Source organism: Parasediminibacterium paludis (assembly GCF_042651445.1).
GTDB classification, from domain to species: domain Bacteria; phylum Bacteroidota; class Bacteroidia; order Chitinophagales; family Chitinophagaceae; genus Parasediminibacterium; species Parasediminibacterium paludis.
Genome location: NZ_JBHSDC010000003.1, coordinates 319,897 through 343,931, shown reverse-complemented (window position 1 = coordinate 343,931; position 24,035 = coordinate 319,897). Strand labels below are relative to the sequence as shown.

Sequence of the window (24,035 nt, the reverse complement as noted above, 5' to 3'; positions counted from 1 at the left end):
TACAGAAAACTCTAGACAAAAAGCTTATAAATCTCATTTATGACAAAACGTTTTTTAATGCTGTCATTTGGCTTCATTAGCCTTGCATTATCTGCAACTGCACAGATAAACACGAATGTAAAAGCACTTGAAGATAACGCCGCGGAAATAAAATTGGCCGAATATGCTAATTATCAAAAAACATTAACCCTTGCAAAAGAAAAAGGATGGGAATTAGTTTTGACTGGTCGTAGAGGCTCGAAAGCTTATTTAGTAGGTACGTTTGCTGATGGGTCGCCAAAATACTACACTGTATATAATAATATTATTGCCGCAGCAACTACACGTGCCAATCAGCTTTGGTCGGGTGGCGAATCGGGTTTGAACTTAAGTGGTTCTTCTGCCAATATGAAAAACAAATTGGCAATATGGGATGGTGGTCAAGTATTGGCTACCCACGTAGAGCTTGTAGGTAGAATTACACAAGTAGATGGCGCTAGTACATTAAGCGACCATGCCACACACGTAACGGGAACTATGATGGCAACTGGTGTTAATCCTATTGCAAAAGGTATGGCTTACGGATTGCAAGGCATTTTAGCATACGACTTTAATAATGATGTTTCTGAAATGACAAGTGCTGCAGCAAACCTAGTTTTATCCAATCACTCATATGGCATTATTTCAGGATGGTATTATAATACTGCCCCAAGCGATGGGAGTGCTGCTAGATGGGAATTTCGCGGGAGATTTGGGGATAATGAAGATTACAAATTTGGCTACTACGACGCTGTGGCCAAACAGTTAGATGATATAGCCTACAACGCCCCATACTACTTAATTGTAAAAGCCGCGGGTAATAATAGAAGCGAGAATGGTCCTGCTGTAGGCGCAGCATATTATAGATATGATGCTAGCGGTACAATGGCTTCTGCAGGGGCAAGACCAGCAGGTATTAGCAGCAATGATGGCTATGATATTATTCCTACAGATGCCAATGCAAAGAATATTTTGACAATAGGAGCAGTAAATGGCATTACTAGTGGTTATAGTAAACCCGCCGATGTGGTTATGAGTGATTTTAGTAGTTGGGGACCAACCGATGACGGTAGAATTAAACCCGATTTAGTTGCCGACGGTGTAAATGTAACTTCTTGTATATCGACAGGAAATAGCGATTATCAATCTGAAAGTGGTACATCTATGGCTACGCCAAATACTACCGGTTCTTTACTATTGCTACAAGAATATTATTCTCAATTAAAATCAGGCACTTTTATGCGTTCTGCTACCCTTAAAGGACTTGCTATTCATACAGCAGAAGAAGCTGGCGATGCGCCAGGGCCAGACTATCGTTTTGGTTGGGGTTTATTAAATGTAGAAAAAGGTGCAGCCGTTATTAAAGCCGCAATTAATTCTAATAACGCCGCTACAAGCCAGCACTTATTGTATGAAAATATTTTAGTAAATGGTGGCACATTCTCTAAAACAGTTGTAGCTAGTGGTAAAGGCCAGTTATCTGCCACAATATGTTGGACAGATGTAAGTGGCGCGGTAACACCAGTTGCGAATGCATTAAATGATAGAACGATTAAATTAGTGAATGATTTAGATATCAGAATTACCAAAGGTTCCTCTACCTATATGCCTTGGATTTTAGATCCCAATAACCCTTCTGGCGCGGCTACCAAAGGTGATAATATTAGAGACAATGTTGAACGAGTAGATATTGACAGCGTTATTCCTGGCCAAACCTACACCATTACGGTAAGTCATAAAGGCACATTATCTGGCGGTTCTCAAGCCTATTCACTTTTAGTAAGCGGAGTGGGCGGTACAGCTTATTGCACTTCAGCACCAACAAGTACTACTGGTACAAGAATTGATAGCGTTGGTTTTTCAAACATTCAAAATAAAAACGCTGCAGGCTGTACAAGCTACAAAGATTTTACCAATATAACAGGCGATATTGAGCCAAACAAGGCCATACCTTTATCTGTGAAAGTGAATAGTTGCGATGGTACAAATGCCAATAAAATAGTAAAAGTATTTATTGATTATAACAATAATGGCGTATTTACAGATGCTGGCGAATTAGTTGCTACAAGTGGTGTACTTACGAATGGAAATACTTATACCACCACTATTACTACACCTTTAAATATTACGAAAGGTAGTTACGCAATCATGCGTGTCATCGCACAAGAAACATCAAACGCAAACGATATTAATTCTTGTGGTATATATGCTAATGGTGAAACCCAAGACTATCGTTTAAGAGTGGTTGCACCATCAAATGATATTGCTGTTGCAGAAATTGTAACACCAATTACAGGTAGTAGCAGCAACTCAGGTCAATTAATTGCAGTAAGATTAAAAAATAATGGTTCCACCGATCAAGTAAATGTGCCACTGACAGCTACTGTACTTACTGGCGGCACAACCATTGCAACGGTAAGTGTAAACTGTCCTATTACAGTACCTGCTGGTAGTAGTATTGTTTACACGTTCCAAAAAACATTCAATGCATTACCTGGCACTACTTACACTATTGCTATAACTGCAACCGCCCCAGGCGATCAAGATACCAGTAATAATACCTTAACCAATAGTATTGCTATTGCTGCAAAAGCACCAGCACCAGCAGCCACTGGCGTTATTTGTTCATCTACATCTGCAACCTTTAAAATAACCAATCCTGTTTCTGGTGTTAATTATTTCTGGTATGACTCGCCTACTGCAACTACACCAATAGGTACTGGTTCTGTTTTAACATTATCTACCAAACCTGCTAACAATACCGTGTATGTAGAAAGTGGCGCTAGAGCAAGTGTTGGTATCAGGTCTAAAAACGACTATCCAGGTGGCGGCGGTTATCAATCTCCTGGCGGCAACTATATGAAATATTCTGCCACTACACCTGTTATTTTAGAGAGCGTTAGATTATTTACACACTACTCAGGTACCATCAATATCAATCTGTACAATATAGCTGCCGAGTCTGCAACAGGCTATTCTTACTACGATTTAGGCGCTACACCAGTTAGCGTATATTCTTCGCATCCAACACCATTATCTGGAACCGTAAATACCGTAGATGCATTAGACACGGGGGCTATCTATTATTTAGGTATGTCACTGCCAAATACGGGTGCTACTATTAGCTATGCACTAAAAGCAAGTAGTGTTATTACAAATAGCATAGACAGTGTCAACATCTTCAGAAATAATAACTTGCCACAATCACCAAGTTTGTATCCGTTTACAGCCGCAAATGGTATTTTCTCATTAACTGGTAATAGTGTACAAGCTGGTAGCACCGCTTCTTCCTATCCAAGTTTTTATTACTATTTCTACGACTTAAAAATAAGAACAGTAGATAATGTGAGCGAAAGAGGCGCTGTTGTAGGCACTTCAACTGCAAGGCCTACTATAGTAAAAGCAGGTGCAGCATTAGATAGTTTACAAACAAATGCTGTAAGTTCCATACAGTGGTACCTTAATGGTAATTCTATTACTGGAGCCAATTCAACCCGAATTAAACCTATCTATTCAGGTGGATATTCGGTGACTGGAGCTGATGCAAATGGTTGTATAGCTACATCTGATACATTACAATTAACCGCTACTACAGGCGTTATAAACGTAAGCAATACAGAAATTGGTTTAACAACTACACCAAATCCTAACAATGGGGTATTTAAAGTGAGTTTCAAAGTCAATAGTAAAGACGATTTAGAGATTGCTTTGTTAGACATATCTGGCAAAACGGTATTTACTAAATCTTATCCAAACTTTGTGGGTACATTCTCAGAACAATTTACAACTGGCAATGTTGCGAGTGGCAATTATGTTCTTAAAATACAACATGGTAATAAAGTATATCGCAGTAAGTTGTTTATTGTAAAATAAAAAGTTGAGATAAAATTACCAATAAAAAGCCTCGCAAACTGCGGGGTTTTTTATTGTAATCGCTTTCGTTGATAAAGAAGTATATTAGCAAAAGCGATGGTTTAAATACAACCATCAATTCTCTTATAAAACAAGTTGTGCTTCATTATTAACCTATAAAATGACACTTTATGTTAGAGCCATGGAGAAAGGGTATTATTACCAAAATAGAACAAGCTACTCCCACAACGCGTAGATTTTTTATAACCATCCCAGAAATGGAAATATTCGACTTTAAACCTGGTCAATTTGTAACATTAGACTTACCTATTCACGAACAAAAAAATAAACGTTGGCGCAGTTATTCAATTGCTTCAGCACCAAACGGCACTAATACTTTTGAACTCATTATTGTATTACTCCCAGACGGGCTTGGTACCACTTATTTATTTAAAGGTGCTGATGTGGGTACAGAAATCATGCTCCGAGGACCAGTAGGTGTATTTACCATGCCATCAGTTTTAGATAAAGATTTATACCTCATTTGCACAGGTACTGGTATTGCACCGTTTCGTTCCATGGTTCATTATATTCATAAGAATAAAATACCCCACAAAAATATCTACCTCATTTTTGGTTGTAGAACTTTGCTAGATGCTTTGTATAAAGATGAGATGATAACACTTGCAGTCAATGAACCAAATTTCTTTTACCAGCCCACATTTTCAAAAGTTACTGATGTACCTAATGGCTTTAGTAGAGGTTATGTACATGCTGTGTACGAGAAAATTATCCAAGAAAATAATTTTACACCAGCCAATTTTTATCTATGTGGGTGGAAAGAAATGATAGATGAAGCGAGAGAGAAAATTGTACAACTCGGTTATGAGAAAAAAGACATTCACTTTGAATTGTATGGATAGTGTTTCCTAGTGGTTCTTGAAAGTTGCTTTGAAATACAACAATACGACTGATAGAACAAGTATTATACTATTAGCAATAATAACTGGTAGTAAATGCAGATAAAAACCATACACTAGCCAAACGATAACGCTCGTAAATACAATCCATAACATGCCCCAACTTAAATCGCCGACACTTTTGGTTTTATACGCATGAATTACTTGTGGTATAAAAGTAATAGCACTTAAAAATGCACCAAACAAACCAACGTATTCTATAAAAGGCATGATAAGGGAATTGATGATGTAAGATTGATGATTTGAGATTTATAATGTTTTTAAATCTCAAATCATCAATTAAAAAATACTATTCAATACCGAATTTACTTAATACTTCGCTACTTACACCTGTGGTAGAGTAGCCACCATCATGGAATAAGTTTTGCATAGTAACCATTTTGGTTAAATCTGAAAATAACGTAATGCAGTAATTAGCACAATCTTCAGCAGTTGCATTACCCAATGGGGCAATAGCATTGGCATAATCAAAGAAATCGCCAAAGCCTTTAATACCGCTGCCTGCAGTGGTTTTTGTAGGCGATTGAGAAACCGTATTAATACGCACTTTTTTGTCTACACCATAATGATAACCAAAGCTACGAGCGATACTTTCTAACATCGCTTTAATATCTGCCATATCAGTATAAAAAGGATAGGTGCGTTGTGCTGCCATATAAGTCAAGGCCACTACACTACCCCATTCGTTAATAGCATCTAATTTTTTAGCTACTGCTAGCATTTTATGAAAAGACAAAGCGGATACATCGATACCTTTTTGGAAAAATTCGTAATTAGATTCGGTGTAAGGAATTTTTTTACGAATATTCACGCTCATGCCAATTGAGTGCAATACAAAATCTACTTTGCCACCCAATATTTCTTGGGATTTGGTAAATAAGTTTTCTAAATCTTCTACACTTGTTGCATCAGCAGGAATAATTTGGGAGCCTGTAGCTTCTGCCAGTTTATTTATTTCACCCATACGCATGGCAATAGGTGCATTGGTTAATACAAATGTTGCGCCCTCTTCATGTGCTTTTTCTGCCACTTTCCATGCAATGGAGTTTTCATCTAATGCACCTGATATGATACCACGTTTACCTTTTAATAAGTTGTATGCCATAGCAATTATTTTGTGATGTTTGATGTACGAAGTACGATTTATGTGGCGGTAAATGTAAAGAAATCATTCTAATCTTATCAATCGCAAAAAACTAGATTCAGATGATTTTAATTCATCACCATTTCTCGTGCATTTTCTAAAGCAGCTGCTGTTGGTTTTTCGCCACTCAGCATTTGTGCGATTGCAGTAATGCGCTCATCATTTGATAATAAGCGGATATTGGTTTTTACGGCTTCTCCTTTAATTTCTTTGTACACAAAATAATGTGCATTGGCCTTGCCTGCAATTTGTGGTTGGTGTGTAATACAAATAATTTGACGATTTGTAGCCAGATCCTTCATAATAGCACCTACTTGCTTAGCTGCTTCGCCACTAATGCCACTATCTATTTCATCAAAAATCATGGTTGGCAAATCCATACTTTTTGCAACCAAACTCTTAATACATAACATCAACCTGCTCAATTCACCACCACTAGCAACTTTTCTTATAGGTTCAAAGCGGTTGCTTTTATTGGCATCAAACAAAAGCTCTATCTCGTTTTTACCATACAAATTCAAAGCGGAGTCTTTTATCTGTACTTTCAATCTAGCATTTGGCATACCTACTTGGTGTAACAAATGGTTCACGTTTTTTTCTAAAGGTGCTACTTGCTGTAATCTTTTAGCAGCCAATGTTTCAGCGGTTTTGATTGCTTGCTGTAATAATTGTGCTACTGCTTTTTCTTTTTGCAAAATGGCATCATCAATATTTAAAACCGCTTGAAGTTTATTTCGCAATTCGGCTTGAATGGTTAAAATTTCTGCCGTAGATTTCACTCCATGTTTCTTCAATAATTTATACCCAACAGCCAAGCGTTCATTAATAAATTCAATCCGTTTTTCATCAAAATGAATAGCATCATTAATACGCTCAACTTCTTCTGCAATATCTTGTAATTCGATATGTGTAGATTGTAACCGCTTAATAACATCAGGCAAATCATGATGATAACTCGCATAATTATTTAACTGATTAATGAGTTGCTTAAGCGAAATAACAATCGGCTGTTCGCTTTCTTTCAAATCGAAATATGTTTTAGTCAAAGCCGTTTTAATGCCTTCACTATTGCTTAGCAAATTCAATTCTGCATCTAAATCTTCCAACTCATTTTCTTGCAGACTTACCTCTTCCAATTCATCATACAAAAACTGATGATAATCTAGTTCTTTATTAAATGCAGCTTTCTGAGCTTGTAGTTCTTGCAAGGTTTTAGTAGCTTGCAACCATTGCCTGTATTGCGTTTGATACGTTTGTACTAAGTCGAGATTATTAGCCAAAGCATCTATTACTTCACGTTGAAAATCTTCATCACCAAGCTCTAATGTATCAAACTGACGGTGTAAATCAACCAACAACGAAGCCAACTCTTTTAGCTGTTGTACAGTGGTAGGTGTATCATTCACAAAAGCTCTTGATTTACCACTCACAGCAATCTCTCTCCGCACTACCAATTCTTCTTCTATATCGAGTTCGTTATCTTTTAAAAATTGCTTGATAGCGGGTTTATCATCTATACTAAAAAAGCCTTCAATCACGCATTTTTTATCGTTCACTTTTAAGGCACTTGTATCTGCACGCTCACCAAGAATAAGACTTAATGCACCCATTAAAATACTTTTACCTGCGCCAGTTTCACCAGTAATAATATTAAGTTTATTGGAAAATTGAATATCAATTTCGTCAATAATGGCGTAGTTCTGTATATGTAACTTTTTTAGCACTTCTCCGTAAATTAAATTGATCTTGCCAAAATTAGGTAAGCCTTTCTGAAAATCATGTATATCCTAAAAATCATTTCAATCAGCGGTTAATTACTCACCCGTGCACCTTGCAATAGCTGCTTTAGCCTTTTGATCTAGCGAATTTTTGTACTCATGGTCTTTCATATCTAAACATTGCTGAAAATAGGATACAGCTATCGTTTTTTTGTTTTGTCGCTCATAAATTTCGCCAAGTTGTAAGGCTGCCCTTGCTGCGAAATACTCTTTTCTATTTGCCCCCGTTTCTATGGTTTTAAGATAGTATTGTATGGCTTCGATATCGTTGTGCATATCGTCATTTATACGGGCATAGCGGTAGTTAAATTGTATTTTTTCTTCCTCTTTTGTAAAACTAGCAATTCCTTTTGCATTCAACACCTGCAAGGCTTCTTTATTCAAGCCGCCATCATTTAGCAGCCTTGCTTTTAACAATGTAATATTTTGCCAAGTTCCTGTTTTTGCTTCTTGAAATGCTTGTTTATCTGCATCGGTGTACAAAGCGCCTTTCTTTATCACATTGTTTCTTGCAACCTCGGCGGCGGTCATATTGCCTTGCAAATAATAGCACCAACTCAATTTTAAATATGTATCTTTTATATAGAAATTACCTTTAAAATTAGCCAAATACGTTTCAAAATGTTGGGCTGCTTCTTGAAACTCTTGGCGGTACAATTTTACATGAGCTAATTCATAATCCCATGCTGCAATTTGTAGGTAGTCAGCAGATTTGTTTCTATTGAGAATAATACTTTTCGCATAATCAATTTGCTTATCATTAATGGCTAAATTGGAAGCCATATAAGCCAATGACAAATTATTTACAATATCTAGTTTCTTATTTTTTATCAATGCAAATACTTCAGCATGTTTATTTTGCAAGAAAAACGCCAAGTAGCAATATACCAGCGTTCCTTCCGCGTTCATCAACTTAGCGTACGGATCGCTACTATTCATAAAATTATTAACAAGTTTCATGCCTTCTGTCATAGAACCACTCATGCCAAGTAATGAGACTAAAGCGGCATAGCCTTTAGGTACAATAGCTGTAACCGACTGTAAAATGCCCATTACCAAATCATTAGGGGCAAAGGTGGTAAAGGTTTTTTTGTTCTCTTTTATCAATTGAAAGCTCTTACGTATATCCCAGCCAGCTCGCCAGTTTTCTACGAATTTTATTTCGATTGCAGCTTTTTGCATGTACACCACACTAAGCGAAAATTTATAAAATGGTGAGGTTTGTGGCCCAGTTTCTAAAAGTGCAATACGCTCTGCAATACGGATTTTGAACTTAGCATATTCATCTGCATCCTCACTTAAAAAAAGCGGGAAAAAATCTATATAATTTTCTAGTAAAGTAGGGATTAAATTATTGGGGTTTTGTTGCTTCGCTTTATCTAGCAACACTTTTGCATTGATGAATTTTAGTTTAGATATTTCCAAATATGCTTGCTGACAAGTGCTATTAAACTCATACACTTTTTGCGCATTGGCCGAAATTGAAATAAGCACCACACAAATACAAAATAAAAACCGCTTTATCATGGCTCGAAAATAAAGAAGGGCAGCCATATAGCCGCCCTTCACATCAAATATTATCTGTTAAATAACTATTTCACGTCCACACTGTCGTTCAAGTCAGCGTCTACCAAAATACGTCCGCAGTTTTCACATACTATTACCTTTTTATGTAATCTAATTTCACTTTGACGTTGCGGTGGGATGGCATTAAAACAACCACCACAAGCATCACGTTCTACAGGCACTACGCTTAAACCATTACGGTAATTTTTTCTAATTCTATCGTAACTGTACAATAAACGCTCATCTACGGCTGCACGTGCGCCGTCTGACAAACCTCTAAAATGGGCTTCTTCTTTTTCAGTTTCAGCAATAATTTTATCTAATTCGCCCTTCTTGTGGTTTAGCACACCTTCTTTAGTAGCAATTTGCTTTTTAGAGGCGTCTAAAGCTTTGGCTTTGTCAGCCAAATCTTCATTTGCATCACGAATATGTTTTTCTGCTAACTTGTTTTCAAGTTGCATCATCTCTATCTCTTTGTTCAAAGCCTCAAACTCACGACTATTTTTTACATTATCGCTTTGTTTTTCGTACTTTTTCAAAGTCGCTTCGCCTTCTTTAATAAAGTTTTTCTTACCTTCAATAAATTCGGTAATACCGTTAATTTCTTCTTCAATACGCGTTCTACGGGCATGCAAACCTTGAATTTCGTCTTCCAAATCACTTACTTCCATCGGCAACTCACCCTTCAAAATTTGGATTTCGTCTAACTTGCTGTCAATTTTTTGAAGCTTAATTAAGCCTACTAATTTTTCCTCAACAGAATAATCTTTAACTGAAGCCATAACTTGTATACTGTTTAAATTGTATGATATTTTCTTTGGTCACCAAGTGCTGTAATCCTTATCTGGCTTATGTTGCGTCGCACACTTCAACGTTTAGCACTTTTATCACCATCCTTAATTGTGCATCGTAAAACGAAATTTTTTTTTCGCGTTTTACGTTTCACTTTTCACTCAATCTCTACACAAAATATCCCACAGGATTAGTAACCACCTCACTTTTAAGGACGGCAAAAGTAGGAAATTTACGCTGTAAAATAGCAATTATTAAATCTGGCGTAAACTGTTCGCTTTCCCAATGACCAATATCGGCAATTATCAGCTTGTTTTCAGCATCAAAAAATTCGTGATATTTTATATCGCTTGTAATATAAATATCTGCTTTGGCAGCTTTTGCCGTGGCTATTAAAAAGCTACCAGCACCTCCGCAAACCGCCACCTTTTGTATCGGCTTACCCAACAATGCAGTGTGTTTTATTACTGTTAATCCAAAAGCTTGTTTTATGTGTTGCAAAAAAGTTAACTCATCTATTGGTGCTGCTAGCTCCCCTACCAAACCACTACCAACTGTTGTAAAGGCATTAGCAAGCGGTACTATATCATAAGCCACTTCTTCGTAAGGGTGTGCAGCTTGCAAGGCCGCCACCACTTTGCTACTTAAATAACTTGGAAAAACAACTTCTAATTTTATTTCTCTTTCCTCGTGTCTTTTACCAATATCACCTACAAAAGGGTTCGTACCTTCAGCCGCTTTAAACGTACCAATGCCTTCTACACCAAAACTACAGTCACTGTAATTACCAATATTGCCAGCACCCGCATCAAAAATCGCTGCTCTTACCGCATCTACATAACCATAGGGCACATACGTAAATAACTTGGCCAAGGCATTGCTTTTAGGCTGTAAAATCTGTGTATTTACCAAACCAATGGTGTCAGCAATTTTCCCATTTACGCCATCAAGTACACTATCTAGATTGGTATGAATGGCATAAATAGCCACATCGTGTTTAATGGCAGCAATAATGGTTTGCTCTACATAATTTTTGCCTGTAATTTTCTTTAAGCCACTAAATACAATAGGATGATGTGCCACCACAAGGTTACAACCTTTGGCTACCGCCTCTAATATTACCGCTTCAGTAGCATCCAGCGTACATAAAGCACCTGTACATAACCAAGAGGTGTTTCCTGTAATAAGCCCACTGTTATCATAACTTTCTTGATAAGCCGTTGGGGCTACTTGTTCTAGCGTAGCAATAATATTGGCAATAGTCATATAGCAAATGTAACCGCTGATGTTATTGATTTGAATGATTGGCTATGATTTTTAAGACTAGTACAATAAGTATCACCTTGATTTTAAACTTGACAAACAATGTATTCCAATTCGACGTTATTTGCAAAAGCAAACTATCGACATCATTCAATTCATTATAATCATTCAAATCATACATGTATCTTAATCAGAATGGCAAAATAATTAAGGAAACAACAGCGAGTATTTCTCCCAATAACCGCTCTTTTCGCTATGGTGATGGCTTTTTTGAAACCATGAAAATGGTGGATGGCAAAATATTACTAGCTGATTATCATTTTGAACGTTTGTTTGCGTCTTTGGCTTTGCTACAATTTGACGTGCCTAATTTTTTAACAGCTGATTACTTACAAACACAAATTATTGAACTTGCTAAGCGTAATTACCACAATAAATTGGCAAGAATTCGCCTCACTATTTACCGTGGCGATGGTGGCTTGTTCGACCCACAAAATATGTTCCCCAACTACCTCATTCAAACTTGGGATTTAAACCCTGCCAATAACTTGCTAAACGAGAATGGCTTGGTGCTAGATATTTTCACAGATGCCATTAAAGCTTGCGACCGTTTTTCGCAGGTAAAAAGCAATAATTATTTAGGCTATGCCATGGCTGCCTTGTGGGCAAAAAAACAGCATGTAAACGACGCTATTTTGCTAAACCCATACCAACGTGTGGCCGATGCTACCATAGCCAATATATTTATTATGTCCGATGGTGTGGTTCAAACGCCTAGCTTGCAAGAAGGCTGTGTCAATGGCGTGATGCGTAGGCATTTGCTTACACAATTACGCGCTAATAATATGCCGGTCGAAGAAACCACCATTACTACCGATGCTTTGCTACAAGCACAGGAACTCTTTTTAACCAATGGCATTTATGGTATTAGATGGGTAAAACAATTGCAAAACAGTCATTACACCAATGCTTTAAGTGGTCTATTGCACAAGCAATTTGTGAAATCGCTGTTTTAAATATGATATTTTAAATACAGTATCTGTCTAGGTTGTTGCAAACGACAATTAATTCATATCTGAAATAAGTAAAACCATCTTTCTAAAAAGTGAGTTTTCTTTAATACATCACATCTTCAAAATACCGATTTATCGATCTAAGCCTTTCATTTCGATAACTACTCTTCCAAAATGGTAGCTATTTTGAGGTAAATCTACAAGCCTATTTATTTGCCAATAATCGCTGTAGCCCAATAAACACCAGCCTTTCCGAGATAGATTTTTATCATCCTCACTCGTATTGGCATTGCTATTGCAAACTATCCGTTGTACTACTAGCGTATCAATTGGCTGAAAGCAGTCAAATATTTGTTTAGCTAATGCGTATTTCCATATAGATAGACAAGTTTGAATTACGCCCTACTATTTAAAATATCAAACAACAAGCATGAAAAAGATTAGAGCAGGGCTGTGCCGAATAGCAGCACTTTCAGTAAATAGTCAAACAAAAACCAGGTGCTTATCTAACGTATGACGATTACCTACACAATAAATTATCTTTCGAAACAACTGACTGTAAAAGCATTACTCTAAATGAGTTTTTAGAAGTGTCATTTATTACAATTAAGAAGGATAACCAACAAATCAAACTTAATAAAGACAGCATTTATGGTATTACTAAATGCGACAAGCAACGATTATGATTTTATAGTAAAGAAGCTTATATATTATTCGAAAAGGGCGCTCTCTGGATTTTTCCGAAAAATACCAGTGTACATCAAGACGAATCTATTGTTACTGCAAAACAGTATTTTTTACTACCAACCGTATTGACAAGCTACAAACTTAAAAAAAGCGTTCATCACGTTCATCAATAATATCAAATAGCATGACTTATTAGATATCGAATTTAAACATGACGACCAGCTAACAGCTTTTGACAAAACCCACTATTTGTTTAAAGTTGATGCAATTATTGAAGAAGCAATTAAATAGTTTTTCTTAACACCTTGGGTTTCGCGTCTCATACAATTAATAAAAATAAAATTTATAAACTATACAAAAATATGATTAAGCAAATTAGCCTATTATTGATTGTAACAAGCCTAGTGTTACATTCACAAGCACAAGATACTACCAAAACAATTCCATCCAAAGTACCTGCCAGCGAACCATTCGCATTTGGCGATTTTGGCTGGCAAAACGGTAACAACCGCCAAAAAAGTGCGTTGCTAGATTCAAAGTATTTTACCGGAAGCGTTACGTTTGACGTAAACTACACCCAATCCAACCATCAGCCAATAGACAATACCGTTGTTGGTTCTACAGCCTTGTCACGTAATGGCGAGATACAGGTATCTTTTGTAGGCATTGGTGGTGATTTTCATTACAATAATGTACGTGGTAGGTTTATGACGCAGTTTGGTACCCGATCTACTGTTGTACCAAGAAATGATGTGAGTCAATACCACGGTCAATACAACTTAGCAGATGCTTACAAATATATAAGCGAAGCTTATGGTGGTTACCATTGGGATAAATGGCATGGCATCAATTTAGATGCGGGTATTTTCATGTCTTACATTGGGTTAATGTCTTATAACAACTTTGAGAATTGGAGCTATCAACCCTCTTATACGTCTGACAATACGCCATGGTTTTTTAATGGTGTAAGGTTGCAAATGTTTCCTACCGAAAAGCTTAAAATTGAAGCTTGGTTTATTAACGGCTGGCAGTCTTACGCCAAGTTTAATAAAATGCCTGGTATGGGTTTTTCTGTTAAATATGCGCCAAAAGAATACATGAGCTTTATTACCAATGATTATGTGGGCTCAGATGCCGCTGGTTTACCGAAACGTACCCGTTTTCATAGTGATAATAGCTTTCAATTACGTTACTACAACAATCCTAAGGCCAAAGGTGCCACTAAAGCTGCTTTTAGTATTACGGGCGATATTGGCTTTGAAAATGGGGGTGGTGTAACGCCTTTTGGTAGTAAAGATGGTACTGCTCCGGCTCAAAACTTTATCAGTGGCATGGTATATCACCGCATTTGGTTTGGCGACAAATTCGCTTGGAACGTAGGTGGTGGTTATATGCACAACCCTGGTCGCTATCTCGTATTATCGCCCACTGGTGAGGCTTCTTCTGTACCGCCTTATGGCTCTAATCCTTTTACTGCTAATATCGGTGACAAATTTGATGCCTGGGATGCTTCTACCACTTTTGACTTTATGCCCAACGATTACATTACTTGGAAAGTAGAATTTGTACACCGCGAAGCCAACGTGCCTTATTTTGCTGGACCAGGTGGCGTAACATCTCCATCAGGCTATACCGCAGCCTTAACAGGCAGTAGTAATCCACCAACTTGGACGCCCGACCTAGTAAAATCTGAATCAAGATTTATCCTAGCGATGGTGGTTAGGTTCTAAATGTTCAAAAAAATATTAACCTTTCTAGTAACTATTTGGATCAAAAAAATAATTAACCCACCGTAAGTATCAATCATGCTTAAAAGATGATTTGCTTACGGTGGGTTATAAATCTTTTACTTTACAAAACCATTACTTTCTTTAATAGCACAATGTAATATGCGCTTGTCTTATTCACAATAGCTTTTAGAATTGTAAAGACTTAGCTGCACACAGTTTCTTACATTTTCGCCGCATATTCAGGATTATATTCTACCATCCATTCAATACCATATTTGTCTCTAAAGCCGCCGAAATACGTGCCCCAAAAGCTCTCTTCAAGTGGCATTTCTATTTGTCCGCCTACTGATAACCCGTTAAATAAATGGTCTGCTTCTGCTTTGCTTTCGGTGAATATGACAATCTTACTTCTATTTTCATTTTCGTTAGTAGTGCCCATTATTTCGGGTACATCATTCGCCATTAGCATATTGGTTTTACCAATTGGCAAGGCGATATGCATTATCTTATTAGCCTCTTTTTCCGATACAGGAAACGCTTCGCTAGCAATGTCTTTAAAGCGAATAATTTTTGAAAACTCACCACCAAATACTGATTTGTAAAAGGTAAAAGCTTCCTCTGCGTTGCCATTAAAATTGATGTGTGGATTAATTTGTGCCATAATGGTTGGTATTGATTGATTCGAACTCAAACATAACTAATAAATACCAAATCTAGCAGGTGGAATAATGACAAAATAGTGGGTGATTGCGGTAGGGTTGTTTTAATCAATAAACAGGCGGGTGAAGATAGCAGCCTGTATAGACAAAGAATCTGAGCTAATGAGTTTCTTTATAGATGTAGGTTTAAATTACTGTCTTTCTCCTTCTAGCGACTATAAGTTTAATGAGGTACGTTCTCTTGCCAAAAATATTTTAGGCTTTCCATAGTAATTCCCACTTAAAGCATCTAAGCTATAATGTTCTATGTCTTCATACTCACCTAGCTTACTTGTCCAATTTCCATTTTCTAATTGTCTTGCCACATGTGTAAAGTCATTTCGTGCATCTTCATAAATAGCAATTTTCTCAACACCCTCAACTAGACTGCTGTCTTCACATCTGACAAAGCCTTCTGCCTCGAAATATTTTGCATATTTTTCTCCGCTTTGGTCAATATCTATATTACCGTCCTCCGTGTAATAGAAATCTATCCATCGATTGGTTTTATGAAGAGCCCACGATACACAGTTATAATATTTTGTGGGTCTACTAGTTAAATGATGCTGTTCAGGAATATTTGGCCAAAATTTTGAAATTTGCAATGGCGTCATCTCTTCTATGCAACTTGGTTCGCCTGTCATAAAATTTTATCTAATAAGTCCTTTATTTATTCCCCATTGTATCCATGCTTCTTTCATTTTGTGCATATTACCCATATCTTCTCTTGGTACAGGATTTTCTTTTGTAATTGCTTTTAATGCGATAAACCAATGGTCAGCTGACTTCTGTAAATCTTTTAGTATAAATGGAACGGCTTCGTATCCAATACCAATGATTCCAAGATAATTATTGTTTATTGTTTTGTGATAAACAGTAGAATATACCGCAGTCTCGTTTTTCCATTTCTGGGCTAGTTCGTAAAACTGCTTTTCAACTTTCGAAATCTTACGAGGTCTTGCATTAAGACTGATAGCAGCATCCCAGACATGAAATGCATTTGGTACAAAATATATTTTAATAACATCCCCATGTATTTTATACCCCGTCTTATTGTATCCTTTGCTTGATAAGTAAGACGAGTTGTCGTAATCGCCATTTAAATCTTCGTGTTGGCAATTTTTGCTATATAGGTTTTTATTTTTTAAGTACTCTTTCATAAATTATATTATTCTAAGGTCTCAATTTCTGCCTTTTTAAAAATAGCCTTAAGGCTAATCTCTTTGTTTTCAGCTCTTGAAATTGCCTCTTTCAATTCAATCAAATCTTTAGAATCTAAGGTCAAAAAAATATCTTCATGCGGGCCTTCTTCTCTAGCTTTGTAGTGTATATGTAGATTATGCAAGATCATACCAGCTTTAACGGGATTACTGACATTTATGTCAAATACTGGTCTTATTTCTGATAAAATTTTTGACCTTAAATAGACGTTACCGCTTTCTGATGAAAGCTCAGAAGCTTTACTTGCATAATATATCTGTTTATTTTCTAAAAGAAATAAAATCCTTTCTCTTATAGATTTTTCCGTAATATCACTTATTGGTTCGTTGGGCAACTCTTCATCCGCTTCAATCTCATTGAATAAAATTACAGAAATATCTTCAGCTAGTTCATCGATTTTATCTTCAGAATCAAGAAACGTAATAAGACTACTTATACTTAGTATCATTTCTTGTAAGTCGTCCTCATCAATTTTTGTCTCATTTGCTAGATTGTTCGATAAAACTAAAATTGAAGATACCAATGGTGTGTATGCAAGGGCTTCTTTAATAAGCTCAAATTTAGCGTCCTCGAGGGTTGCTATTTTGTTAAAACCTTGGGCATACCTTTCTGGAATAAAGGATACAATTGGCATGGCTTAATGGCTTTAAATGTTTTTTTACACGTTCAAAAGTAATGCAATTGTAAGTGAAAATAGAATACTAGCAAAGAACTTTTCTCTATATCAAAAATCTGATACTGCTAGATTTATTATATTAACATTTCGACCTGTAAGTTTTCATCAGCATTTTACCACCGCGAACAACTTTGGTAAAGAATTTAGCTAAAAATTAAAAATCATTGATTAGGCTCTCTAAGAATCATCGAACCTAATAACTCACCAATTATTGTCATTATTAAACCTCTCTAACCTTTTGTAACTATTTTAGGAAATGTACACGAATGTTTAAAAATCCTACCTGAGCCTTCAGAAAGCGTACCAGAGTGTTAAGGAAGCTTTTCCGTGCTTTTAAAAAGCATACCAAGATATTTAGGAAGCTTATCCGAGCCTTTTGGAAACATATCCGAGTGTTTAGAAAGCTTATTCGAGCTTTTAGAATATGTACTTAACTCTTTAGGAAGCCAATCCGACTATTTTAGCGCATTACCCGAGTCTTTAGGAAGCATACCCGAGTGTTTCATAGGCTTACCCGAGTATTTTAGAGATTGCTTTACCTGTATCAAACTTATAGTTGAATGGTAGGCACAAAAAAAGCCCATCTACTTGCTCCTGCCGCTCCCGATAGTTATCGGGAGTGCTAAAAATTTAAGCAAATAGATGGGCTTTGTACCTAAGCTGACCAATCAAACATCTCTATGGTACAATGGCTTTCTTTTTTTGTGTGGTTTGGGCGCTAAAATAACCTAGTACACCGCCGCTGATATTACTAACGGGGTTGGTGGGTGCAGTTGGTTGCCCATTGGTTGGGTCTAAACCGCTGAGTTGTTTAAAATATTCGTACACATTTTTATCTATACAGCGCATTTCTAGCTGTACCGTGTCTTTTGGTTGTATGTAAGCGCTGTCATTGAATAGTTGTCTTGATATATATCTGCCATCGCTTAGGCGGTCGTCAAACACAAATATCTTTTTGGTGATTTTGCTGTTGATGGTTTGTATAAATTGGTAATTATTGTTAATGCCTGCTGGGTCTTGAAAGTTGGGCATTGGGTTAATGAGTGTTTGCCCAAAGCCTGAATTCACTTGAAAGGTTATAGAATCGAGTGTTACAGGGCTAGGCATGGTGCTGCTAGCTTTATAAGTGGCACCGTTAACCAATACATTTAACAAATAAATATGCCCAGGCGTACCCACTATGGTTGCAGTTTGGTAGATACCGGGCGTTATTTCTGCCAAAGGCGTAGTGATACCTGTGGTACTGTCTTTAATAGTTACCACAGCCCCCGATACAGTTGGGAAAACATTGTCTTGCGAGTAGTTAACGCTTTTGCTAATGCTTACTGTTGTAATGCCAGCTTGGTTAGTAACATTGCCTTGTATTACTAGCTGCGGGGCTGCATCGTTAAGGTTAATGTCTATTACTTTGGTGCAAGCGGCAAAGGCCGTAAGCGCTATGAGTAAGCTATATTTTTTGATAGATTGTTGCATGGCTTAGAATTTAAAGTTGTAAGTAACAGAAGGCACCCATCTAAACAAGGTAGTTTGTACCGCTTGCGTTTTGGCGGCATTGTTGGGGTCTTCGCGAAAGTTAATTGCAAAGGCATTTTCACGGCCGTAAGCGTTGTACAAAGAGAAGGTCCAACTGCGGTCTGTTTTAGCCGTTTTTTTGCCTTGTAAAGTAGCACCAATATCTAAGCGGTGGTAGTTAGGCATACGGTAGCCATTGCGCTCGGTGTAGTAAAATACAGTTTGCCCATTAATATTGTACTTACCACTTGGAAAAGTTACGGCATTGCCTGTATAATAGACAAACGTAGCCGAAACCGTCCATTTTTTACTTGCTTGATAAATACCTACTACTGATAGTTCGTGTGTTCTATCTTGGGTAGCGTTGTACCAAGCAACGTTATTGATTTGGTCAAATTGGCGCTCGGTTTTAGAGAGCGTGTAACCTACCCAACCATTCAATTTGCCATATTTCTTTTTAAAGAACAGCTCTAAACCATAGGCTCTGCCCCTACCAAATAGTAATTGCGATTCTACATTTTCATTGGCTCTTAATTCTGCACCGTTCTTGTAATCTATTTGGTTTTGTAAAGCTTTATAATACACTTCAGCCGAAAACTCATAGGCGTTCTCTTTAAAGTTTTGATAATAGCCTAGTGCCACTTGGTCGGCAATTTCGGGTTTAATATTATTGCTGCTACCTACGTACAAGTCAGTTGGGTTAGCCGATGTAGAGTTTGATAACAAGTGAATATTTTGAACGTTGCGGCTATACGATAACTTAATAGATTGTTTATCGTTAAGCTTATAACTAGTAGCAAAACGCGGTTGCAGGTTCACATAGGTTTTTACAATCTGCCCGCTATTGTAAGTAGCAGTGTCTATTACATTGCCTGCGGCATCGTAACTATAAAAATTACCTGGCCCTAGTGCATTAAACATACTTACCCGCAAGCCATACGTTAGGTTTATTTCATCGGTAGCGCTCCATTCGTGCGATACATACAAAGCACTTTCCACGCTGTATTTGGTTTGCAACTCAGTGTTGTTAAAGCTTGATTGTTGCGAAGCCGTAACGTTGCCAGGTACCAGATTGTGGTGAATAAAGTCTAAACCAAAGTTTACTTTATTGGTGCCATTGATATAATACTGAAAGTCTTGCTTAACATTAAAGTCACGAATTTTAGATGTGATTAACAAGTTATTATTACCTGCTGTAATTTTAATGTTATAGTTATAGTTGGTATAAATCAGCGATGTATTTGAGAACAAACGGGTATTGTAAATATGGTTTAAGCGAAGTGTGGCTGTAGTGTTGCCATAATCAATACCAAAGGTTTTACCAAAGCCCAAATTATCTCTACCGTTGTAAATAGATAAGAAGAGGCGGTTTTTATCGTTCAACTTGTAGTTGGCCTTACCATTTAAATCGTAGAAGTAAAGTTTGTTGTTTTTAATAGAGCTATCTTTAGACAAAGCCAAGAACAAATCGGCGTAGGTTCGTCTTGCACTAATATTAAACGAGCCTTTGTCTTTCACAATTGGGCCTTCTGCATTTAAGCGAGAAGAGATGAGACCAATACCACCGCTCATGCCAAATTTCTGATTATTACCATCGTTGGTTTTAATATCAATCACGGATGATAAACGGCCACCATATTCGGCAGGCATACCACCTTTATACACGGTAATATCTTTAATAGCATCGCTGTTGAATGTAGAGAAGAATCCTAGCAAATGAGAGGCATTGTATACCGTTGCTTCATCTAGTAATATGAGGTTTTGGTCGCTAGTACCGCCACGCACATAAAAGCCGCTATTGCCTTCGCCGGCACTTTTAATACCCGGTAATAATTGAATGGTTTTTAAAACATCTTTTTCACCAAAAATGACTGGTACATTTTTAATCTCGTTGATAGATAATTTCTGTACACCCATTACCGCTTTGGTAATGTTGTCGTTTTTTTTGCGTGTACTTACCACAACTTCTTCTAATTGTGAGCGATAGGGTACAAGGGCAATGTTTAGTTCTGTGTTTTTGGTAAGATTCAATGCGATGGTATCATTGACATACCCTGCAAAGCTTACTACCAACGTATAGCTGCCTTCTTCCGCCGTAATAGAATAGAAGCCATAAGCGTTAGATACGGTGCCCAAACCTGCAAGTTTGGTAAGTTTTACGTTAGCCCCAATCAGCGTTTCGCCTGTTTGCTTATCACGAATAGTGCCGTTTACGGTGTGCTTGGGTTTTACTTGCGCTAGCAATGCCATAGGCAGCAATAGCACTAAAAAGGTGAGTTTCTTCAGTTGTTGCATCATACAATTACAATTGCTTTTCGCTTATAAAGTAGCTGTTATTGCTTCTTTAGCCATTTGGCGGCGAAAGTAATCACAACATGCTACCCTATTGTTACAAAAAACCTTAGTGATTGTTAATTTATTGCAGATGTTTTAACAGAAAAAAGCAAACAAACAACCGTTATTTTACCAATTCTATACCTTTTGGGGTAAATATAATTTTTTGTTGTTTAAACAAATTACCTGTGGTCATCTTGAAAGTTTTTTTACTCATACCAAAGAAATCGTAGATGGCTGAAGGCTCGCTTTTATCATTAAATGGCAAAAAACCTTTATTTTCTTGTAATAAACGCAGCACTTTACCCACTTCATCTTCTACCCGCTGATAACCAGGCTTACCTAGTATCACGTCTATTTTATTGGTGTCGTAAATCTTTTTTACAAAGCCTTTCAGCTTGTCACCGATGCTTATTTTTTTAAATACTTCGCTATTGTGTAATAAACCAATGTGCTGGTTATTAATAATCATTACATGACCAAGGTCAGACTTACGGTACACCATTAAATCTACCTCTTCCAATTCTTTTACGGTTAACACATCATTACTAAAATTACTATCAATACGTTCTGTAGCCGCTACACGGTTGCTACGCTCATCTATATATAATTTTACTAAGTATTTACCGCCTACTACCATATCGCTTAGTTGTTGCGATTTAGCAATAAATACATCTTTCATAACACCCCATTTTAAAAATGCGCCATAACTATTAATGGTAACGGCTTCAAGTAGGGCAATATCACCTACTACGGCAAAAGGCTGCATGGTAGTAGCAATCATTCTGTCTTCATTGTCGTGATACACAAATACATTGATAATATCGCCACGTTTAGCATTTTCAGGCACCCAACGTTTAGGTAATAAAATGCCTTTATCGCCATCATCTAGGTAAGCCCCAATTTCTACTAGTCTATCTATTTTCAATAAATTATAATTACCAATTTGTATCATATCAGTTACAATTATTGTTGCGAAGATAATTGCAATAATGGGCTGTACTGTAAAAGGATTCACACACCTAGGTGAGCCGTGCGTAACTCAGACAAATTGTTAAAAGTTTTCAACCTAGCTAAGAAATTAAAACATACACTTTTGTTTAGCTGTACTTTTGATATAATACGAAAGATTATGAACAGAATGAACAGTTTTATTGCAATAGTAGCCATTGCAATATTGGCAAGCTGCAATAGCAAGCCATCAGCTAGCAATAATGGTAAAGACAGTGTAGCAGTAGCAAAACCACAACCGGGTAGCATTATTAAGCTAGATAGCAGTAAACGTTACATTTATCTTACATGGGATGATTCGCCTCAACCGCCGGGCACCATAGCTAGTAAAGCGGTGTTTAGAAAAGCTGGTGTAAAAGCAACCTTTTTTTCTGTAGGCATGAATCAAGTTGGGCCGTTGAAAAAGCGAATCATTGATTCGTTAAGAAATGATTATCCTGAGTTTTTAATGGCCAACCATAGTTTCTCTCATGCTAATATCAATGGCAGAGACAATTACAGTTTGTTTTACAAACAAGCAGATAACGCCATTCAAGACTTTTTAAAAAATGAAAAAGAGCTAAACGTTGGTGTTAAAATTATTCGCTTACCAGGCATGAATGCTTGGGTATCTAATGGAAAAATTCAAGGCCCAAAATCTACATTAGCCGTGTGTAAAAGATTGGATAGCATGGGCTACAAAGTAATAGGTTGGGATATTGAATGGGAACAATTGAAGGGCGCACCAAAAGAAAGTGTAGAAGCCATGTTAAAAAAAGTAAACGAGAAATTTGAGAGTGGTTATACCTACGAGCAAAATGCCTTAGTGATTCTATCGCACGACAGATTGTTTGGTAAGCCACAGTACACTGACTCATTAACCAAGTTTATTACAGAATTAAAGAAAGACCCGAGAAATGTTTTTGAAACGATTGATCATTATCCTAGTGTGATGAGTAAAAAATAATGGATTAAACAGCGTATAACGAACCAAAAGCCACTTCTGAAAAGAGGTGGTTTTTTATGTCTCAATAATTTTAAGGGTTCAATTATTATAAATAATTGTCACGGAACAGATTTATTAGGCGAATAGCGCAATACAATCGTATGCCACAAGTGACCTAACTAATTAGCAGACCAATTAAAGATTATAGCAAGGCTGATAAAAGGCGAATTGCAAGCTAGGATCTACATGTATAACTATGGCTGTTTTGAACCCTGTTCAAATCAAGTCAATGTTTTAGATACAACAAGAAGTACACTTGCTAATTTATTAAATACCTTAATTAATGCCATTAAAGCCTTTCAAGATGAACAATAATATTTAGGAATTGAAGATGGAGTATTAGGAATGACTTTCAGAAAACTTGTTAGACGTATGAAAAGCAACCCTAGTGGTGGTACTGACCATAGTGCCGCTGCGTGTTATTTTATGTTTGGCCAAAACACACTGGGCGGCATATTCGGTGTTACGTTAATTTCACAAATGTAATTATTGCAGATAACCTGCCTTTTTAGTACGATTTTAGAAATATTTATAACACTACTTTCAATTGGTTGTTTGTAAATAATATTGATCTCAAACAATTATTAAATAAAAACTTTCAACACTTTTCATCCTTTGAATGTACCATTCCGTAAGTTGTTAATTCATTATAGTGCAGATTATCTTCAAGATTAAACAATCCTACATTTAGCGAATAGTAACAATCATAATGATTAGGCATGGTTGTTGTCTTTATTTAAGTATGTTACAAAATTTATTACCGTCTTTATTTCAA

At 36.8% G+C, this 24,035-nt stretch carries 18 protein-coding genes; 5 read left to right on the top strand and 13 right to left on the bottom strand.

The genetic code is table 11. From position 1 onward, the window contains the following. The first annotated feature begins 39 nt into the window (after positions 1-39). The gene (locus tag ACFOW1_RS05135; protein ID WP_379012649.1) at positions 40-3,891 is read left to right on the top strand and encodes a S8 family serine peptidase; all 3,852 of its coding nucleotides are present in this window, start codon (positions 40-42) and stop codon (positions 3,889-3,891) included. Positions 3,892-4,061: 170 nt separating this feature from the next. Further along, positions 4,062-4,793: a ferredoxin--NADP reductase gene (locus ACFOW1_RS05130; RefSeq protein WP_379012648.1), complete on the top strand. Its 732-nt coding sequence runs from the start codon at positions 4,062-4,064 to the stop codon at positions 4,791-4,793. A gap of 6 nt (positions 4,794-4,799) precedes the next feature. On the opposite strand, the gene ACFOW1_RS05125 is transcribed toward ACFOW1_RS05130, so the two are convergent. The 6 genes from ACFOW1_RS05125 to ACFOW1_RS05100 form a co-directional block, all read right to left on the bottom strand. Continuing rightward, the gene (locus ACFOW1_RS05125; protein ID WP_379012647.1) at positions 4,800-5,060 is read right to left on the bottom strand and encodes a SemiSWEET family sugar transporter; all 261 of its coding nucleotides are present in this window, start codon (positions 5,058-5,060) and stop codon (positions 4,800-4,802) included. A 79-nt stretch (positions 5,061-5,139) separates the two neighbouring features. Beyond that, a complete protein-coding gene (locus tag ACFOW1_RS05120; RefSeq protein WP_379012646.1) occupies positions 5,140-5,955 on the bottom strand; it encodes an enoyl-ACP reductase FabI in 816 nt (271 codons plus the stop codon). 107 nt (positions 5,956-6,062) lie between these two features. Continuing rightward, entirely contained in the window at positions 6,063-7,718 is a 1,656-nt protein-coding gene (recN, locus tag ACFOW1_RS05115) for a DNA repair protein RecN (RefSeq protein ID WP_379012645.1), read from the bottom strand. Between the two features lie 90 nt (positions 7,719-7,808). Further along, entirely contained in the window at positions 7,809-9,299 is a 1,491-nt protein-coding gene (locus tag ACFOW1_RS05110; protein WP_379012644.1) for a tetratricopeptide repeat protein, read from the bottom strand. A gap of 65 nt (positions 9,300-9,364) precedes the next feature. Then, positions 9,365-10,120: a zinc ribbon domain-containing protein gene (locus ACFOW1_RS05105; protein WP_379012643.1), complete on the bottom strand. Its 756-nt coding sequence runs from the start codon at positions 10,118-10,120 to the stop codon at positions 9,365-9,367. A gap of 178 nt (positions 10,121-10,298) precedes the next feature. Then, entirely contained in the window at positions 10,299-11,396 is a 1,098-nt protein-coding gene (locus ACFOW1_RS05100) for a Nif3-like dinuclear metal center hexameric protein (RefSeq protein ID WP_379012642.1), read from the bottom strand. Between the two features lie 176 nt (positions 11,397-11,572). On the opposite strand from ACFOW1_RS05100, the gene ACFOW1_RS05095 reads away from it, so the two are divergent. Next, a complete protein-coding gene (locus tag ACFOW1_RS05095) occupies positions 11,573-12,409 on the top strand; it encodes an aminotransferase class IV (protein ID WP_379012641.1) in 837 nt (278 codons plus the stop codon). A 1,046-nt stretch (positions 12,410-13,455) separates the two neighbouring features. Continuing rightward, positions 13,456-14,823: an outer membrane beta-barrel protein gene (locus ACFOW1_RS05090; protein ID WP_379012640.1), complete on the top strand. Its 1,368-nt coding sequence runs from the start codon at positions 13,456-13,458 to the stop codon at positions 14,821-14,823. A 220-nt stretch (positions 14,824-15,043) separates the two neighbouring features. Here ACFOW1_RS05090 and ACFOW1_RS05085 read toward each other — a convergent pair whose 3' ends face one another. From ACFOW1_RS05085 to ACFOW1_RS05055, 7 genes are all read right to left on the bottom strand, one after another. Continuing rightward, entirely contained in the window at positions 15,044-15,484 is a 441-nt protein-coding gene (locus ACFOW1_RS05085) for a VOC family protein (protein ID WP_379012639.1), read from the bottom strand. A gap of 213 nt (positions 15,485-15,697) precedes the next feature. Then, entirely contained in the window at positions 15,698-16,165 is a 468-nt protein-coding gene (locus ACFOW1_RS05080; RefSeq protein WP_379012638.1) for a DUF7689 domain-containing protein, read from the bottom strand. 6 nt (positions 16,166-16,171) lie between these two features. Continuing rightward, positions 16,172-16,681: a hypothetical protein gene (locus ACFOW1_RS05075; protein ID WP_379012637.1), complete on the bottom strand. Its 510-nt coding sequence runs from the start codon at positions 16,679-16,681 to the stop codon at positions 16,172-16,174. 8 nt (positions 16,682-16,689) lie between these two features. After that, complete coding sequence (locus tag ACFOW1_RS05070; protein WP_379012636.1) at positions 16,690-17,376, bottom strand: hypothetical protein; 687 nt, start codon at positions 17,374-17,376, stop codon at positions 16,690-16,692. A 720-nt stretch (positions 17,377-18,096) separates the two neighbouring features. Then, complete coding sequence (locus tag ACFOW1_RS05065; RefSeq protein WP_379012635.1) at positions 18,097-18,891, bottom strand: DUF4249 domain-containing protein; 795 nt, start codon at positions 18,889-18,891, stop codon at positions 18,097-18,099. A gap of 3 nt (positions 18,892-18,894) precedes the next feature. Further along, a complete protein-coding gene (locus ACFOW1_RS05060; RefSeq protein ID WP_379012634.1) occupies positions 18,895-21,228 on the bottom strand; it encodes a TonB-dependent receptor in 2,334 nt (777 codons plus the stop codon). 160 nt (positions 21,229-21,388) lie between these two features. Next, positions 21,389-22,282, bottom strand: a complete 894-nt coding sequence (locus ACFOW1_RS05055) for a CvfB family protein (RefSeq protein ID WP_379012633.1) — start codon at positions 22,280-22,282, stop codon at positions 21,389-21,391. Between the two features lie 114 nt (positions 22,283-22,396). Between ACFOW1_RS05055 and ACFOW1_RS05050 the strand changes: the two genes are divergently transcribed. Next, positions 22,397-23,221: a polysaccharide deacetylase family protein gene (locus tag ACFOW1_RS05050; RefSeq protein ID WP_379012632.1), complete on the top strand. Its 825-nt coding sequence runs from the start codon at positions 22,397-22,399 to the stop codon at positions 23,219-23,221. Positions 23,222-24,035 lie beyond the last annotated feature (814 nt).

Bases quoted from the DNA above. Each gene is read 5' to 3' on its own strand.
- ACFOW1_RS05120 (WP_379012646.1), bottom strand. From the start codon at position 5,955: ATGGCATACAACTTATTAAAAGGTAAACGTGGTATCATATCAGGTGCA.
- ACFOW1_RS05050 (WP_379012632.1), top strand. From the start codon at position 22,397: ATGAACAGAATGAACAGTTTTATTGCAATAGTAGCCATTGCAATATTG.
- ACFOW1_RS05065 (WP_379012635.1), bottom strand. From the start codon at position 18,891: ATGCAACAATCTATCAAAAAATATAGCTTACTCATAGCGCTTACGGCC.
- ACFOW1_RS05125 (WP_379012647.1), bottom strand. From the start codon at position 5,060: ATGCCTTTTATAGAATACGTTGGTTTGTTTGGTGCATTTTTAAGTGCT.
- ACFOW1_RS05105 (WP_379012643.1), bottom strand. From the start codon at position 10,120: ATGGCTTCAGTTAAAGATTATTCTGTTGAGGAAAAATTAGTAGGCTTA.
- ACFOW1_RS05085 (WP_379012639.1), bottom strand. From the start codon at position 15,484: ATGGCACAAATTAATCCACACATCAATTTTAATGGCAACGCAGAGGAA.
- ACFOW1_RS05090 (WP_379012640.1), top strand. From the start codon at position 13,456: ATGATTAAGCAAATTAGCCTATTATTGATTGTAACAAGCCTAGTGTTA.
- ACFOW1_RS05100 (WP_379012642.1), bottom strand. From the start codon at position 11,396: ATGACTATTGCCAATATTATTGCTACGCTAGAACAAGTAGCCCCAACG.
- ACFOW1_RS05095 (WP_379012641.1), top strand. From the start codon at position 11,573: ATGTATCTTAATCAGAATGGCAAAATAATTAAGGAAACAACAGCGAGT.
- ACFOW1_RS05070 (WP_379012636.1), bottom strand. From the start codon at position 17,376: ATGCCAATTGTATCCTTTATTCCAGAAAGGTATGCCCAAGGTTTTAAC.
- ACFOW1_RS05075 (WP_379012637.1), bottom strand. From the start codon at position 16,681: ATGAAAGAGTACTTAAAAAATAAAAACCTATATAGCAAAAATTGCCAA.
- ACFOW1_RS05080 (WP_379012638.1), bottom strand. From the start codon at position 16,165: ATGACAGGCGAACCAAGTTGCATAGAAGAGATGACGCCATTGCAAATT.
- ACFOW1_RS05135 (WP_379012649.1), top strand. From the start codon at position 40: ATGACAAAACGTTTTTTAATGCTGTCATTTGGCTTCATTAGCCTTGCA.
- ACFOW1_RS05110 (WP_379012644.1), bottom strand. From the start codon at position 9,299: ATGATAAAGCGGTTTTTATTTTGTATTTGTGTGGTGCTTATTTCAATT.
- ACFOW1_RS05130 (WP_379012648.1), top strand. From the start codon at position 4,062: ATGTTAGAGCCATGGAGAAAGGGTATTATTACCAAAATAGAACAAGCT.
- ACFOW1_RS05060 (WP_379012634.1), bottom strand. From the start codon at position 21,228: ATGATGCAACAACTGAAGAAACTCACCTTTTTAGTGCTATTGCTGCCT.